Annotated in this window: 15 protein-coding genes; 4 read left to right on the forward strand and 11 right to left on the reverse strand. The window is 55.6% G+C overall.

The features are described 5' to 3' along the window. Positions 1 to 61: 61 nt before the first annotated feature. From DWB84_RS17455 to DWB84_RS17470, 4 genes are read left to right on the forward strand one after another with little or no spacing between them, the layout of a single operon-like run. On the forward strand, positions 62 to 655 hold the full coding sequence (locus tag DWB84_RS17455) for a nucleoside triphosphate pyrophosphatase (RefSeq protein WP_187411095.1): 594 nt from the start codon (positions 62 to 64) through the stop codon (positions 653 to 655). Continuing rightward, positions 648 to 2,126 (forward strand): ribonuclease G, encoded by a 1,479-nt coding sequence (rng, locus tag DWB84_RS17460; RefSeq protein WP_187411096.1) that lies wholly within the window; start codon positions 648 to 650, stop codon positions 2,124 to 2,126. Before DWB84_RS17455 ends, rng begins: the two co-directional genes overlap by 8 nt. Before the next feature lie 52 nt (positions 2,127 to 2,178). Next, the gene (locus DWB84_RS17465) at positions 2,179 to 6,210 is read left to right on the forward strand and encodes a YhdP family protein (RefSeq protein WP_187411097.1); all 4,032 of its coding nucleotides are present in this window, start codon (positions 2,179 to 2,181) and stop codon (positions 6,208 to 6,210) included. Positions 6,211 to 6,260: 50 nt separating this feature from the next. Then, positions 6,261 to 7,097 (forward strand): carbon-nitrogen hydrolase family protein, encoded by an 837-nt coding sequence (locus tag DWB84_RS17470; RefSeq protein WP_370589744.1) that lies wholly within the window; start codon positions 6,261 to 6,263, stop codon positions 7,095 to 7,097. On the opposite strand, the gene traF is transcribed toward DWB84_RS17470, so the two are convergent. The 11 genes from traF to DWB84_RS17525 all read right to left on the reverse strand — a co-directional run bounded on the left by traF (position 7,098) and on the right by DWB84_RS17525 (position 15,962). Beyond that, complete coding sequence (gene traF, locus DWB84_RS17475; RefSeq protein ID WP_187411098.1) at positions 7,098 to 8,372, reverse strand: conjugal transfer protein TraF; 1,275 nt, start codon at positions 8,370 to 8,372, stop codon at positions 7,098 to 7,100. Positions 8,373 to 8,494: 122 nt separating this feature from the next. After that, positions 8,495 to 9,031, reverse strand: a complete 537-nt coding sequence (gene yjgA / locus DWB84_RS17480; protein ID WP_187411099.1) for a ribosome biogenesis factor YjgA — start codon at positions 9,029 to 9,031, stop codon at positions 8,495 to 8,497. Positions 9,032 to 9,164: 133 nt separating this feature from the next. Next, positions 9,165 to 9,434, reverse strand: a complete 270-nt coding sequence (locus DWB84_RS17485) for an HPr family phosphocarrier protein (protein ID WP_187411100.1) — start codon at positions 9,432 to 9,434, stop codon at positions 9,165 to 9,167. Positions 9,435 to 9,481: 47 nt separating this feature from the next. Next, complete coding sequence (rapZ, locus tag DWB84_RS17490; protein WP_187411101.1) at positions 9,482 to 10,354, reverse strand: RNase adapter RapZ; 873 nt, start codon at positions 10,352 to 10,354, stop codon at positions 9,482 to 9,484. A 19-nt stretch (positions 10,355 to 10,373) separates the two neighbouring features. Next, positions 10,374 to 10,829 carry a PTS sugar transporter subunit IIA gene (locus DWB84_RS17495; RefSeq protein ID WP_187411102.1) on the reverse strand — a complete coding sequence of 152 codons (456 nt, stop codon included), beginning with the start codon at positions 10,827 to 10,829 and terminating at the stop codon, positions 10,374 to 10,376. Positions 10,830 to 10,897: 68 nt separating this feature from the next. After that, positions 10,898 to 12,409, reverse strand: a complete 1,512-nt coding sequence (locus tag DWB84_RS17500) for an RNA polymerase factor sigma-54 (RefSeq protein ID WP_187411103.1) — start codon at positions 12,407 to 12,409, stop codon at positions 10,898 to 10,900. 152 nt (positions 12,410 to 12,561) lie between these two features. Then, positions 12,562 to 13,287, reverse strand: a complete 726-nt coding sequence (lptB, locus tag DWB84_RS17505) for an LPS export ABC transporter ATP-binding protein (protein WP_187411104.1) — start codon at positions 13,285 to 13,287, stop codon at positions 12,562 to 12,564. A gap of 7 nt (positions 13,288 to 13,294) precedes the next feature. Continuing rightward, entirely contained in the window at positions 13,295 to 13,846 is a 552-nt protein-coding gene (gene lptA / locus DWB84_RS17510) for a lipopolysaccharide transport periplasmic protein LptA (protein ID WP_187411105.1), read from the reverse strand. Beyond that, positions 13,815 to 14,420: an LPS export ABC transporter periplasmic protein LptC gene (lptC, locus tag DWB84_RS17515; protein ID WP_187411106.1), complete on the reverse strand. Its 606-nt coding sequence runs from the start codon at positions 14,418 to 14,420 to the stop codon at positions 13,815 to 13,817. The genes lptA and lptC overlap by 32 nt, the downstream gene beginning before the upstream one ends. Further along, positions 14,417 to 14,959: an HAD family hydrolase gene (locus DWB84_RS17520; RefSeq protein ID WP_187411107.1), complete on the reverse strand. Its 543-nt coding sequence runs from the start codon at positions 14,957 to 14,959 to the stop codon at positions 14,417 to 14,419. Before DWB84_RS17520 ends, lptC begins: the two co-directional genes overlap by 4 nt. A gap of 22 nt (positions 14,960 to 14,981) precedes the next feature. Continuing rightward, positions 14,982 to 15,962 carry a KpsF/GutQ family sugar-phosphate isomerase gene (locus tag DWB84_RS17525; protein WP_187411108.1) on the reverse strand — a complete coding sequence of 327 codons (981 nt, stop codon included), beginning with the start codon at positions 15,960 to 15,962 and terminating at the stop codon, positions 14,982 to 14,984. Positions 15,963 to 16,174 lie beyond the last annotated feature (212 nt).

Below are 16,174 nucleotides of genomic sequence, written 5' to 3' on the forward strand. Positions count from 1 at the left end.
CCTTGGCACTGCCTCTGTATAACTTGGGCTTCGTCCCTGCATAAAGATAAAGAGAACTACCATGTCGCCGCCCGACCTTTTGCTTGCCTCCCAATCCCCCCGTCGCCAGGAGCTTCTGCGCCAGATAGGTGTTCGCTTTGAAGTGATTCGCGTTGATGTGCCGGAAGTGCCTGAACCCAGTGAAACCGCCGAACAATATGTCCGCCGTTTGGCTCTGGCCAAATCCCGCGCTGGCTCAAAGTTAAGACCGGACCTTCCGGTGTTGGGCGCGGATACGGTGGTTGTGCACCAGGGCCGTATTCTGGAAAAACCGTGCGATCGTGGACATGCCCTGGCTATGTTGGCGGACTTGTCGGGCAATGTTCATATGGTGATCACTGGCATAGCCGTCTGCCAAGGCGAGCGTTTCCGCGTGGAGACGGTGACCAGTGAAGTCCGTTTTCGCGCTATCAGTCCGGAGGAGGCGGAACTCTATTGGACGACCGGCGAACCGCGGGATAAAGCGGGCAGCTATGGTATTCAAGGTTACGGTGCGGTATTTGTTGCGCATTTGGCGGGCAGCTACAGCAATGTGGTCGGCTTGCCGTTGACGGAGACACAGGCGCTGCTGGCGGAATTCCAGGTGCCGATTTGGTGTGGAGCAGAGCATGAGTGATGAAATCCTGGTCAACTTCGGTCCGACGGAAACCCGCGCGGCCTTGATCGAAAATGGCGTCGTACAGGAAATCTACATTGAGCGTGTCAAACGCAAAGGTTATGTCGGCAATATTTATCTCGGCAAAGTGGTGCGCGTATTGCCCGGCATGCAGGCGGCGTTTGTTGATATAGGTCAGGAGCGCGCCGGTTTTATTCACGCGGCGGATATAGCGCCGCTCAACAAAAACGGTATGGAAGAGCGCACCACCGAAGTGGAGGATATTCGCTCGCTGGTGCATGAAGGCCAGTCGCTGCTGGTGCAGGTGACCAAGGACCCGATCGGCAACAAAGGCGCGCGCCTGACGACGCATCTGTCCGTTTCGGCACGCTATTTGGTTTATATGCCGCAGACCGACCATATAGGCGTCTCCAACCGCATTGAGGACGAGGAAGAACGCGAGCGTCTGCGCAAGCTGGTGGAGAAGCTCGCGGCCGAATACGCCGACCAATACAAAGGCGGATTTATTGTGCGCACAGTGGCGGAGGGTGTGACCGAAGAGGAACTGCGCGCGGATATCCCCTTTGTCTACAAGCTGTGGCACGACCTGGCGGACAAGATCAAAGCCGCCAAAGCGCCGGCCATCATTTATGAGGATCTGCCGCTGTTTATGCGCACGGTGCGCGACCTGATGCGGCCGCAAATTCAGAAGGTGCGAATCGATTCGCGCGAGTCTTTTCAGCGCATGGCGAGTTTCGCCAAACACTATGCGCCGGAGATCGGCGGGCGCATTGAGCATTACCCGGGCGAGCGGCCACTGTTTGATATCTATGGTGTCGAAGAAGAATTGCGCCGGGCGCTGGATACCAAGGTGGTGCTGAAATCCGGCGGCTATTTGATCATCGAGCAGACCGAAGCCATGTGCACCATCGACGTCAACACAGGTGCATTTGTCGGCCATCGCAATCTCGAAGAGACCATTTTCAAGACCAACCTGGAGGCAGCTGCGGCGATTGCCCGCCAGCTCCGCCTGCGCAATCTGGGCGGCATCATCATCATCGACTTTATCGATATGACCGACCCGGAACACCAGCGCCAGGTCTTGCGTACTTTGGAAAAGGCGCTGGAGAAAGACCGCGCTAAAACCACCATTAACGGAGTATCGGCGCTGGGGCTGGTAGAGATGACGCGCAAGCGCACGCGGGAATCGCTCGAACAGATTTTGTGCGAGCCATGCCCGGTCTGCCGCGGTCGCGGTCGGTTAAAGTCACCGGAAACCGTCTGCTATGAAATCTTCCGCGAGATTCTGCGCGAGGCGCGTACCTATGATGCGTCTACCTTTTTGGTGCTCGCCTCGCAGGTGGTAATCGACCGGCTGTTGGATGAAGAGTCCGCCAATGTGGCCGATCTTGAAGCGTTTATCGGGCGCACTATTCAATTCCAGGTTGAGACCATCTATAACCAGGAGCAGTACGACATTATTTTGGTGTGAAACCCCATATGCACCTCCCGTTTTTATTGATTCCAGTTCCTGAGGTGCGGTAGTGCGTTGGGTTAAACGTCATCTGAGCTTCTGGGCTCGCACCGTCTGGGGATCAGCCCTGTTTCTGATCATTACCCTGGCGGTGGTGGTGCAGTTGGGGCGCACTGTGTTCCCCATGCTGGATGACTACAGGTCCGAGGTGGAGCAGCAACTGTCATCCCGCCTGGGGGTGCAGGTGGGCATAGACCATATCCGCGCTGAGTGGACCGGCTTGCGCCCGCGCGTGACTTTTACCGGCGTGTCCGTGCGCAATGCGGAAGGTCAATTGGTTTTCAGTGCCGATAGCGCCAACGCCGAGGTAAGCCTGCTTGCCACTATGCGCGATTGGAGGCTGGGCTTCCGGCGGATTCGCTTTCGAGGCCTGGATGCCACCCTGGAGCAAAACGAGTCCGGGCGTTGGTGGGTTCAGGGACTGGCGCGCCGGCTCGACGAAGAAAAAGCAGAAGATGACAAGGACCGCATCACCGATCCTATGGATATATTTTTGTTCGGCCGGCGGGTGGAGCTGGCGCAAACCCATTTGAAACTCCTGTTCCGCAGCGGTCTGACCACCGATATTTCCGTTCCCCATATCCGCCTGGAAAACGACGCTACCTTCCACCGCCTAGAAACCGCTTTTGCGGTGGACGAAGGCGAGCAGGCGTTCCATCTTGTCATTGAGGGCGATGGCAACCCGCGCGACGAAGCCAATTTTGACCTCAAAGGTTATTTGCAGCTGCAGGACTTCCCATCGGAAAAAGTCTTGGCGGTGATGGGCATCGACAGTCATATGCTCGCGCAGGACGCCGACGTGCAGGGCGAATGGCATGGCGACGGCAGCGTTAACCTGGCCTTGTGGTTTAACGGCAGTGCCAATCGTGGCGTGACTTTGGCGGGCTCTCTGGAGGTGTTCGGCTCGCCGTTGAAGTCGCCGGCAGGAATTGAATGGCCGCAGTTGCTGCGCAGTGATCTCAATGGGCGTTGGGACTCCAAAAAAGGCTGGCAACTTGGCTTTAATCAGGCACGCCTGATCTGGACCGAGTTTTCCGCGCCTCCCGTAGATGTATTGTTGCAAGGTGGAATTGGTCAGGAAACGCGCCTGGCAGTGGCGTCGCTCGACGTGGCGGTATGGACGGAGATTGTGTTGCGCGCCGGATTGATTCGCGGGTACGCCGCAGAAGTGTTAGATACCCTTCGCCCGCGCGGCGAGCTTTTTAATATCCAGCTTGCCCGTCGAACCCGTGAACAGGGCTATTTCTCTCTCAAAGCCAATATTCGCGAAGGTGGTGTGGACGCCTGGGTTGGTGCCCCGGCGTTGCAGGGTGTGGAAGGTTATGTGGAGGCGGGCGCATGGGGAGGGGAAATCCGTCTGCAGACCGACCACGGCTTCTCTATGAACTTCCCGCAAATTTACGACGAGCCCTTGGTGTTCGACAGTGCTCAAGGCGCTATTGGCTGGGATATAGATTTAAACGCCCGGCGGGTCGGTGTCTCTTCAAGCTTGCTGTATCTTGCCAATGAACACGTCAGCGCCAATGGCCACTTCAACCTGCGCTTTCCTTTGAATCGCGATATCGCCGACCCCGAGATGACCCTGGTAATTGGTGCCAAGCAGGGTTCAGCCATGCTGCACCATCAGTTGATCCCCAATGTCCTGCCCCAACCCCTGCTCGAATGGCTCGACCGGGCCATACAAGGCGGCCAGTTGGAGAACGCGGGCTTTATCTATCACGGCCCGCTGGGTGAATCCGATTTGGCCAGAGTGGTGCAGCTGCAGGCTGAGGTTCATGAGGGAGAGCTGGTTTACGATTCTCAATGGCCTGCTTTGCGCAATGCATCTGGGAAGGTCTATTTGGATGACCGCGACCTTTACGTCACCGACTTGCATGGGTTTCTTGGCAATGTGCAGGTAAAGGACGCTCAGGTGCAGCTGCTGCAAGTGAGTGATGAGGATCTGGGCGTGCGGGTGCGTGGCTCTGTGGCTGGAGACAGCCGGGCCGCAGCCGAGTTTTTGGCTCAGTCGCCACTGCGGGACTTGGGCGGAGACGAGCTCGCCAGCTGGCAATGGCAAGGCGAATTGGCTGGCAATGTCGACCTATTGGTGCCGTTCGATGTGGATCACCCTGCGGCTTATCAAAAGGTCAAGCTGCGGTTTATCGATAACCGGCTGGTCATGCCCAATTTGAACCTGGATTTCGCCAATCTTAATGGCCCTCTGGAATATGATTCCGCTACCGGATTAAGCAGTTCGGGCATAGGAGCCTTGTTGTGGGGTAAACCTGTAAGCGCAGCCATTCGAACGGAAATGTCCGGTAACAGTAGCCAGCTGCTGGTGGACTTGACGGGATCTGCCGATGTGGCCGATGTGCGCAAATGGTCCGCGCGGCCGGAATTGGTATTCGCTGCGGGAGTCGCCGAGGTTACGGGGCAGCTCAAGGTGCCGCTCCGCAATGCGGGCGATACCCTGAATTTGTCTTTGACTACTCCATTGGAAGGGGTCGACATAATGGCTCCGCCGCCACTCGGCAAAACGGCGGCGCAAGCTATGCCGTTGCAAATTGAGGTGGAACATCAGCGCGAGTCAGGCTTCCAGCACTACCGGTTTGTTTTGCAGGATTTGGCGAAACTGTTGGTGATCAACCAAAACGGCGTTGTGCGCGCGCTGGATATGGCGCTGGGGCATGTCGCCAACTCTGCAGAAAGCGGAATTTTTCATATCCACGGTCAGGTGGATTCCGCCGATGCTATGGTCTGGTGGGATGCTATCCAAGAGCTTGTGAGAGTTCGCAGTGAGGCAGAAAAGGCGGCCGATGAGTCTGGGGAGGTCACAGCCGATCAGGAGATGCCCATTCGCCTGGATTTGGTGTTTGGCAATCTGCAGGCAGGGGATTTGGAACTGGAAAACTTCCATATGACCGGCGGTAACGCGGGCGATATCTGGAAGATCGGTGTGGAGCACCCAACCATCGCAGGTTCGGTCACCTGGATCTCCGATGAGCAGCCTCTACAGCTTCAGCTCGAGCGTTTGTATCTGCCGGATGACGATGTGGCGAGTGGGAATACCCCAGAGACGGCAACGGTCGATCAATTGCTCAGTCAGGATGATTTGTTCCAACCGCTGGAGCCAGAACCCGATTTTTGGCAATCCCTGGACTTGGCCGCAGTTCCGCCGATGGATATTCAAATTCAGGATTTGCGCAGCGGCGACCGCCAACTGGGACGCTGGGATATGAAGCTGCGCCCGATCGAAAAAGGGCTTTTGGCCTACGACCTCACCGCCGCGACGGTCGGCCTCAACATCGCTGGCCGTGGCAAACCGGGGGCAGAGTTGATTTGGCTGCGCACCGCTTCGGGCAATGAAACTTTCTTTTCCGGGCAAATAACCGGCAGCAATCTGGGCGACACTTTCCGCCATCTTGGGCTAGATCCCGCGCTCACCAGCAGCAACGCAGTATTCGATGTGGATCTCCAGTGGTCGGATGTACCACCGCGATTTACTTTGGCAAATCTGGCTGGCGAAGTGGATCTCACCATCGAGCGCGGCATTTTCAGCCGCGGTGGTGCAGTAGGGGAAAATCCGCTGCTGAAGCTGATCGGCCTGCTTAACTTCGATACCCTGGCGCGCCGGCTGCGCCTGGATTTCTCCGACCTGAGTTCGACGGGTCTGGGCTATGAAACCATACGGGGAAGCCTGCTGTTCCGCACCGGCTCCATTCATATCCGCGATCCACTGCAGGTGGAGACGCCGTCCAGCAACCTGCAATTGGTCGGCGATCTGAATGTGGTACAGGAAACCATGGATACCCAACTGGTCGCGACTCTGCCGCTCGCCGGCAACCTGACCATGGCTGCGGTCTTTACCGGCGGCGTCCCCCTGGCGATTGGGGTTTACGTGATGGGCAAAGTATTTAAGGATCAGGTGGATCGAGTCTCCAGCTTGCGTTATGACGTCACCGGTCGCTGGGATGATCCCAAGGTGAAACTCGAGCGAATTTTTGAAAACACCGTGCAAAAGAACGGGAGCAAAGCGGAAGGGGCCAAGAGTGAGCCTTGAGCAAGAGTGAGCCTTGAGGGAGTCGCAACAATGAGCTTGAGGAGGTAAACGTGAGCCTTAAAGTGCGCGCCGCAGTGGCGCAAATGTGCAGTGGTCCGGATGTCGACGCCAATCTCGCGCAAGCAGATCGCCTGATAGCGCAGGCGCATAATGAAGGCACCCAGCTATTGGTTTTGCCCGAGAACTTCGCCGTTTTCGGGCGCAAGGATCTGCCTTCCATTGCTGAGCCGGCGGATCACTCTGGTCCCATAGGTCACTTCCTGGCGGATGCAGCAAAAAAATACGGCTTGTGGATTATCGCTGGCACTATCCCCTATGCCGCGTCCCGCACGGGAGTTGCGGCCCCTCAGGGCAAAGTATTCCCCGGTTGCAGCGTCTGGTCCGATTCCGGGGACTGCGTTGCGCGTTACGACAAGTGCCATCTGTTCGATGTCGATGTGGCGGACGGCGTGGGGCGCTACCGGGAGTCCGATAACTTCGCGCCGGGCGATGCGCCTGTGGTGGTACCTACCCCCTGGGGGCAGCTCGGCATGTCGATTTGTTATGACCTGCGTTTCCCCGAGTACTTCCGTCAGTTGGTCAATGCTGGAGCGACCATGTTGGTTGTGCCTGCAGCCTTCACCTACCGTACCGGCGAAGCCCATTGGGAAGTTTTGCTGCGCGCGCGCGCGATTGAAAATCAATGTTTTGTCCTGGCTTCAGGCCAAGGCGGACAACACGATGCAGTGCGCCGTACCTGGGGGCACTCCTGCATTATCGACCCCTGGGGAAGCGTGTTGGCGTCTTGTGCGGAAGAAAGTCCGAGTCTTGTGGTGGCAGACTTGGACTTTGCCGCTTTGGCGGATGTGCGCCGCCAGATGCCGGTATTGCAGCATCGACGGTTTTGATTAATGCGCCCAGCCGATATGCAGGGCAGCACCTTGGCTATCGCTACCCTGTGCATAGGTGAGATCCAACCGCAGGCGTGCGATCTCCCAACCAATTCCCGCGCTTAGTTGATCATCTACCGAACCTGCCAAATCGTGGCGGTAGCCGGTGCGCAAAGCCATGCCGAATGATGTGCGGTATTCGATACCGAGGCTGACGTCCTGCCTCTGGTCGATATCCTGGATGTCTTTTGTCTTGTCCAGGTCGGCATCCAGGCCGGCGCTCCAGGAGTTGCCTATATAGGCCATTCCTAGACGGGCATGCGGTTTCAGCCTGACCCTGCGGCCGCTTTCGGTGGAGACGGATTTGCTGCGGACATCTTTGATAGCGAGTCCAACACGCCACACCTCGGCAAGTGTGACAGCGGCTCCCACATCCAGGTTGAAGTACAAATCAGTCTCATCTTCGCCGACGTTTTCAAACTCGCCATTGACCGCGCGCCAGTATTCGTGGAACAAACGGAGATGTACCACCTTGGGGGCTATGCCGAGGCTGACCTGCTGACCCCATAACGGGTATTGCTTGGCGGCGGAAACGCCGAGCTCCGACAGCAGCACCGCCACTCCTGAGCCGGACGATTGCATGCGTAAGCCGGGGTTGAGCAGATTGCCATCCCCGTCGCGCAGCTCCGGGTGGTCGACGCCATCGCTGCTGCCGCTTTCAATAAATTTCAGAACCTCTATGTAATCATCCAGAAGGTCGTAATCTTCAGGTCTGATATCCGATACGCCGCGACCTATAGCGCGCGACCCGACAAAAAAGGTACCCCCTTCAAGATCGGCGGGAATACTGATGCTATAGCCGACATAGGCGTCGGCATTGATGCTTTTGCCATCGAGCTTGCGGATGGCCGCGTTCAAGTCCCAGGCGGCCTCAAGGCCTTCGCGGGCGGTTTCTTCGGTGAGATTGGCGTTGAGATTATCGATGGCATCGCTCAAGCGACTTTCGAGGTCATCGGAAACCATATCTAAAGTGGTGCGTGCACCATCGGAAATGGACAGCACTGAGTGAAAACTGTGACTGCCGTCCTGGGTGCGCTCTTCGTGGCCTTCATGAAATGCCGTCAGTGCGGGATTGTAGAAATGCCCAGTCGTAAGAGAGCCGAGGGCGACACCAGTGCCGCCGAGCGACTGTGTGCGGGCATCAAACACGCCGTAGCCGTCGGCCAGTGCGGTATTTCCATAAGCCGATATCATCAGGCCCAGCAGGATTCGATAGGGTTTCAACTCTTTCACTAACACCTCCCAGGTGTTGGGACCCACTTCCGTATATAGGTCCCTGCGGTGATGGTTGGAATGGCGCGTTATGCCGGGGTAGGAATAAGAACGGCGGACGCCAAAACTGTGGCGCTAGTGTTTCAGTACTCCCCTGGACCCGCCATCGCATCTCTCACAAATCGAAATAATTTGCGCGCATGGGTGCTGGCCTGTTGGGTGCCTACCGCGCCTTTGGCGCTGCGCACCAAGTGACGCAATTCTTGGCGATCAGTGTGGGGAAACTCTATAAAGAAGCGCTCGACAACCTCCTGGTCGCCGGCAATTAAATCGTCGCGCCAGCGCTCCATGACATGGAACAGGCGCGCCAAGCGGTTCTGTTCTTCTTTCAGCCCTGAGACTGCGGCGGCAATTTTTTCATGATCGGCGCTGCGCATCAGGCGTCCGAGATACTGATGATGGCGGCGCAGAGCTTCGTTCTTTTTGATGTTTTTGGTTTCTTGAACCGCGTTCAGCAAATCCTGGGGCAAAGGAATACGTGCCAATTGCTCCGGTTTGAGGGTGGTCAGGTAAACCGCCAGTTCTTGCAACGCATGCATTTCTTTTTTCATGCGCGTTTTACTGACGTATTCAATTTCCTCTTCGCTGTCGTCCTGCGGGTCCAGGTCGAATTCATTCATAACCAATACCATTGAGTCGGGTGGAACGCCCCGGGCGTTCAAAAGGCGAAGAAGCCTACATCATCCGGGGCGGTGGTTCTATGGGGGAGTCTGCGGAAGAAGGGGGCAAAGCGATAGAAATATTGAAGAGAGCTCACTCTCCCTCGCCAAATTTGTCTTCGATCAACTCGACAATGGCCGCCATTGCCTCTTCCTCGTCATGTCCATCTGCCGTGATTTCAATAGAAGTGCCCTTGGAGGCGGCGAGCAGCATCAAGGACATAATACTTTTGCCATCAATCGTCTTACCGTTGCAGCACACCTGCATTTTGCTGGTAAAACGGCCGCATACATTGGCGAATTTAGTCGCGGCGCGCGCGTGTAACCCCAATTTGTTGGATATGACGATCTGTCTCGAAATCATGTTCTGGTGCCGTTATACGTTATTTTTATGCCTGATTCCTGAGCGGTTCAGGGCGACATTTGAGTAAGTTGGCGGTGGCGCGTCTGTACGTTCGGGTACAGCGTCTGGAAATGCGCACTCAGTTTGTCTGCCAGATACACCGAGCGATGCATGCCGCCAGTACAACCTATAGCAATGGTCAAATAGCTGCGGTTGTTCTGCTCAAAGCTGGGAATCCATTTCTCCAAAAACTGCACAATGTCCTCAAGCATGGATTTGACCTGAGGTTGTGAGTCCAAAAAATCGGCAACCGGCGCCTGCAGGCCTGTATAGGCGCGCAATTCGGGCTGCCAATAAGGATTCGGCAGACTGCGGACGTCAAACACAAAATCCGCATCCACTGGAACACCGTATTTAAAGCCAAAGGATTCGAACATCAAGGCCAATCCTTGCCCTTCGGCGCCCGCGACCTTCTTTTTCACCGCGGTGCGCAGCTCGTGCAGAGTCAGGTTGCTGGTGTCGATGGTGATGTCAGAAATACGTGCAACCGGGTCGAGGATATCATTCTCCGCCTGAATTGCTTCCCTCAGTCCCGTGGTCTTGTTGGACAATGGGTGTCTGCGCCGTGTTTCGCTGAAGCGCTTGATCAACACCTGATCGCTGGCATCCAGATAAACCACCGTAAAAACGGCGTTTTGCTGTTTCTGGGCTTGTTCGAGGATTTCGGGAAACCGGCTCAAATCACCACCGACGTTGCGGGCGTCTATGCCGACCGCAAACTTCATGGGGTTTTGGTGATTGGCCTGGGAAACCTCGGCGATCAGGGTCGGAAGGAGGTTGACCGGAAGATTGTCGATGCAGATAAAGCCGCTATCTTCCAGGAGCTGGAGCGCAGTCGTCTTGCCCGAACCGGACCTACCGCTGATGACCACGAATTCCATAACATCACTCCGAAAGAGGTTAGATGTCGTTTCCTATAGCCGCGCGATAGAGGTCCTCGTCGGTTTCCGCGCGGCGCAGAGCCTGTACAAAATTGGGGTTTTGCAGGTGTTCGGCCAACATGGCCAGGGCATGCAGGTGTTCAGTCTCTGCATTTTCCGGCACCAACATGGCAAAGACTATATCGACAGGCTGGCCGTCGACTGAATCAAAATCGATGGGTTTCGCCAGCGTCATAAGCGCGCCGACAGTGGCACCAGCAGTTTTAAAGCGGCAGTGAGGGATAGCAATGCCTTCGCCGATACCGGTGGAGCCGAGGCGCTCACGTGAGATGAATTGTTGGAACAGTTCGTCAGCGTTGATGTTTTCACTACCCTCGGCGATCAGCGTCGCCAGCATTTCCAGAGCGCGTTTTTTGCTGCTGCAATCCGCGTGGCAAAGGGTGCGTTTAATGGTCAGAAGGGATTCGATTTGCATAATTGTTGGACTTCATTTTTGGGGTGCAACTTTGTAAGTACACCCACTTATTTGGAAAAGACGGCTGCTTATACCAGCCGCTTACGTTCATTGGATGGTGCAATGCCTAGGGATTCCCGATATTTTGCTATGGTCCTTCTAGCGACATGAATGCCTTGTTCTTCTAATAAGGCCGTAATTTTGGAGTCGCTCAAAGGTTTGCGCGGGTTTTCCGCTGCGATTAGCTTTTTAATGATAGCGCGAATGGCTGTGGAGGAACACTCGCCGCCAGATTCGGTACTTACGTGACTTGAGAAGAAATATTTCAACTCAAAAATACCCTGCGGGGTATGCATGTATTTTTGCGTTGTTACACGCGAAATGGTCGACTCGTGCATTTCCACCATTTCCGCCACATCATGCAGAACCATGGGTTTCATGGCTTCCGGGCCGTGCTCCAAAAACGCCTGCTGACGTTCCACTATGCAAGTGGCCACTTTCAGCAGAGTCTCATTGCGGCTTTGCAGACTTTTGATAAACCAGCGGGCTTCCTGCAGGTTATCGCGCAAAAACGCGTTGTCGGTGCTGCTGTCGGCGCGGCGGACTAAAGAGGCGTAATCCGGGTTGATCCGCAATTTGGGTGCTATATCGGGATTGAGCTGTACCACCCAGCGATTGTTTTCCTTTTTCACGAACACATCGGGCACCACATATTCCGTAGTGTCATCGCCGATCTGCTCACCTGGGCGCGGGTTCAGGCTCTGAATTAAACGAATGGCTTCCTGCAATTCGGATTCTTTTACCCGCAATTTGCGCATCAATTGTTTGAAATCGCGCGCGCCGAGCAGGGGCAGATAATGCTGTACCAGATTGATCGCCACCTCGTAGGAGGGCAGGGTCTTCGGCATCTGGCGCAATTGCAGGAGCAGGCATTCGGAGAGGTTCTGGCTCACCACTCCCGGAGGATCGAATTGTTGCAGACGGTGGAGTACCGCCATTACTTCGTCCATTTCAAGTTCGGGTTGATCCTGCTGCAGTCCTTGCCAGATTTCTTCTATGGATTGAACCAGCATGCCGCTTGGGCCGACTGCGTCGAGAATGGCTTCTGCGACGTAGCGATCAAGATCGCTCATGGGGGTGAGGTTGAGTTGCCAGAAGAGATAATCCTGCAGGGTTTCAGAGGCGCCGCGACGGGACTCGAAATCCATGTCTTCATTTTCAGGGCGGGACAGCCCGGTGCCAGTGGGAGCACTTTGATAGACATCGTCCCAACTGGTGTCTACCGCTAATTCGGTGGGGATTTCATGGCTCCATTCGCCGTCTGGGATGGATTCCTCGCTTTCTTCTCGTGTGCTGGTTATTTCTTCGCTTTTAAGTGAGGTGTCTTTGCCGTTGATGAAATCCAGTTCGGGACCGCCTTCAGGAGTGAAATCCGCGGAACTTTCATCCTCGGCCACATCCAGCATGGGGTTGGTTTCCAGCGCTTCTTGAATTTCGGTTTGAAGATCAAGCGTGGACAGTTGCAGAAGGCGGATGGCCTGTTGCAGCTGCGGAGTCATGGTTAGCTGCTGGCCGAGCTTGAGTTGCAGTGATTGCTTCATTCGTCAGTCGTCGCCGTTGCAGGTATGTGGAATGAACTAATTCTAGTCATCCCTATTTATACAAGCAATCACTTTTGGCCTATTTTTAAAGCAAACTTTGGGCCAGATAAGATATGTTTTGCTGCTTGTCAAGCGGGCGCGCCACGTGTGGCTCAGAGGCGGAAATTTTCTCCCAGATAGACTTTGCGCACTTTCGGGTTATCCATAACCACTTGAGGGGAGCCTTCGGCAATGATGTAGCCTTCACTCACAATATAGGCTTTTTCACAAATGTCCAAGGTTTCCCGCACATTGTGATCCGTAATTAACACTCCGAGGCCACGATTTTTGAGATGGGTGACAATTGTTTTGATGTCGTTGACGGAAATGGGGTCGACGCCGGCAAAAGGTTCATCCAGCAGAATAAATTCCGGATTGGTCGCGATGGCGCGCGCGATCTCCACCCGGCGCCGCTCACCGCCGGACAGCGCCATGCCTAGGCTGTTGCGAATATGGGTGACGTGAAATTCTTGCAGCAGATGGTCCAAAACTTCTCTGCGCGCCTTGCGGGACAGGTCCTTCCTTGTCTCCAATATGGCCATGATGTTCTCGGCCACAGTCAATTTGCGAAAAACCGAGGCTTCCTGGGGGAGATAGCTGAGTCCGGCGTGCGCCCGGCCGTGTATAGGCAGATGGGTGACCTGCCGGTCATTGATATAGACTTCGCCTCTGTCGGCAGCGACCAGTCCTGCGATCATGTAAAAGCAAGTGGTTTTCCCTGCGCCATTGGGGCCGAGTAAGCCGACGATCTGACCGCTTTCCACCGTCATGGAAACGTCTATGACAACTTTGCGACCTTTATAGCTTTTCGCGAGATTGCGGGCTTCCAGTTTCGCCATTGAAATTTTATTCCTCTGCCTGTTTCAGCGATTTTGCTGGAATAACCATTTTGACGCGCTCGTTCTGACTGGCGTCGCCGCCAGCCTTCACCACGGATTTTTTGACATCGTAGTCAATGCGATTGCCCGACAGGCTGCTGCCTTCCTGTTGCAATGAGGCGTTTTCGATCAGGTGCAGTGTGTCCTGCGCAATGTTGTATTCCAGGCGATTGGCCTGGGCGATGATCGGGCCTTCATCGGGACTGGGTTTTTGCTGATAGCGCGCGGGCCGTCCGGTGGCGACTATCTGCGTCACTTTGTTTTTAACGTTGACGATCACCACCTTGTCGGCGTCGATGCGCATAGAACCCTGTTGCATGACCACATTGCCGGAATAAGTCGTAGTGCCTTTGATTTCATCCCGCTCAGCGCTATCTGAATGGATGGTGATGGCCTGATCTCGATCTGACGGCAAAGCAAAGGCCTGCTGTCCGGCCAATAACAGTTGTCCAGCCAGTAACAGCAACAGGAACAGTCCTTTCACCAGGTTAAGGTGCTGGAGTGTTGGCAATCGGTTCATGGTAGCCCCTCACTCGGTTGAGCAGTTCAATTCGTTTATTTTCCAGATCCACAATCATGCCTTTGGCATCCAGGCGGCCCTGAGGGGAGCTGATGCTGACCTCGGCATCTGTGGAAATAATTTTTTCCCGGGGCCGAATTTCCAGGTGTGTCGTCGTCAACTCGGTCAATTGCTGTCCGCTGCTGTCTTCCTGCCAGATGCGCACATTGGGCCAGAGTTTCAGCAGCGTGCCGCGCTCGCTCAGTTCGCCCTGTTCGGCAGTGACATACCAGGGATCGCCATCATCAGTGTGCAGGGTCAGTTTGGGCGACTCCAGATTGGTGTAGTCGTTTTCGCTCACCCGGCGCAGATCCAGGCGGAAGTGGCGCAATGTTGTGGCGATAAATTCGTAGCTCAGTTTCCCCTCTGAATCGAAATGCTTGGAGTGCGCATCTTCGATTACCGCATAGGGAAAGCGTGTTTCAGGCTCTTCAGCGCCAAACGGATTCAGGATGCGCGGCTGTTCTTCCCACAGCATGACGACAGCAATGACCAGGGCCGCGACCAGCGATATATAAATCCAGTTGTGTTTCATCGACCTGTATCGGTATAGGCCGCAAGAGCGGCAGCAAAACTGCCTTTGGCGCGCATCAGCATATCGCAGGCTTCACGGACGGCGCCTTCGCCGCCTCGGCGTTTGCTCTGCCAGTGCGCGCGCGCGATTACTTCATCGTGGGCGTTGGGAACGGTCAGAGCCAAACCGACTCGGCACATGATGGAAAGATCCGGCCAGTCGTCGCCCATGCAGGCAATTTCGTGCAGTCCAATTGATTTGCCAGCGATCATTTCTTGCAGGGCGTCGAACTTGTCTTCGCGTCCTTGCTGAATCCATTCGATACCGAGATCTTTCGCCCGGCTCATTAAAGCCTCGCCGCGCCGGCCGGTAATCAGGGCCACCTGAATCCCGTTCTTTTGCGCCATCTTGATGCCGTGCCCGTCGAGCGTGTTAAAGACTTTTAACGTCTCGCCGGATGCGCCGTAAAAAAGTCGGCCATCGGTCAATATGCCGTCGACGTCCAGTACTAAGAGACGTATGGCTTGTGCCTTTTGTTGCAGTTCCGATTCGCTCAGCATAGTTGTGATGGTCTGATGCACCTTAAACAAGGCCCGCACGCAGCAGGTCGTGCATATGAATAACGCCGACGGGGTGGTTGTGCTCGTCGATAACGACTAAGGCGGTAATTTTGCGGTTTTCCATAATGGTGAGCGCTTCCGCCGCGAGCGCGTCCTGGTGCACTGTGGTCGGCTTGCGCGTCATGATGTTTTCGATGGTCACTTGGCGTATGTCATGTCCTTTGTCGACGGCGCGGCGCAGGTCGCCGTCGGTAAACACGCCCAACAAAGTACCGTCTTCACCAACGACAGTGGTCATGCCCAGGCCTTTGGCGGTGATTTCGCTGAGGGCATCCAGCAGCGACGTCTGTGCTTGCACCTTGGGCATCTGGTCGCCGGCGTGTATCAAGTCATTGACCCGTAACAGCAGGCGCCGGCCCAGGATGCCGCCGGGGTGGGAGAGGGCAAAGTCTTCCGCAGTAAAGCCGCGGGCTTCGAGCAAGGCGACCGCCAGGGCATCGCCCATCACCAGGGTTGCGGTGGTGCTAGAGGTCGGGGCCAAATCCAGAGGGCAGGCTTCTGACGCCACATGAATATCCAGACTTACTTCCGCGGCCTCCGCCAGCGGGGAGTGCGGTTTGCCGGTCATGGTGATCATGGGAATACCAAGGCGTTTCAGGATTGGCAGCAGGGTGAGAATTTCTGGCGAGTTGCCCGAATTGGAGATGGCCATCACCAGATCGCCACGAGTAATCATGCCGAGGTCGCCGTGGCTTGCTTCTCCCGGATGAACAAAAAAGGCTGGCGTACCAGTGCTGGCCAAAGTGGCAGCGATTTTGCGCCCTATATGACCAGATTTACCCATCCCGGTGACCACTACCCGGCCTTTGCAGCTAAGGATCAATTGGCACGCGCGCACAAAGTCGTCGCCGATCCGCTCTTCCAGCGCAGCGACCGCCTCCTGTTCCAACCGGATGGTTCGCCGTCCGGAAGCGATGAGTTCTTTTGCTGAGAATTGCCTCATGAGAGTCCTTAGCTTGGGAAAGCCGCCCATGATAAGGGATAAGACGATGGAATATTAATAGGCAAGCGCACGTACCCATCGGTTTTTCATAGTGTTAGGTTAACTCATGTTCAGGTTTGGCATGGTGGAATAGCACTAGCAAGGTGGAATAGATCTAAGATGTCAGCTTCGCTCGCGCACCTGGCGATGTGGCAGTAAACTTCGCGCCGCTG

This window comes from Saccharophagus sp. K07 (assembly GCF_014336955.1).
Classification (GTDB): Bacteria; Pseudomonadota; Gammaproteobacteria; order Pseudomonadales; family Cellvibrionaceae; genus UBA5868.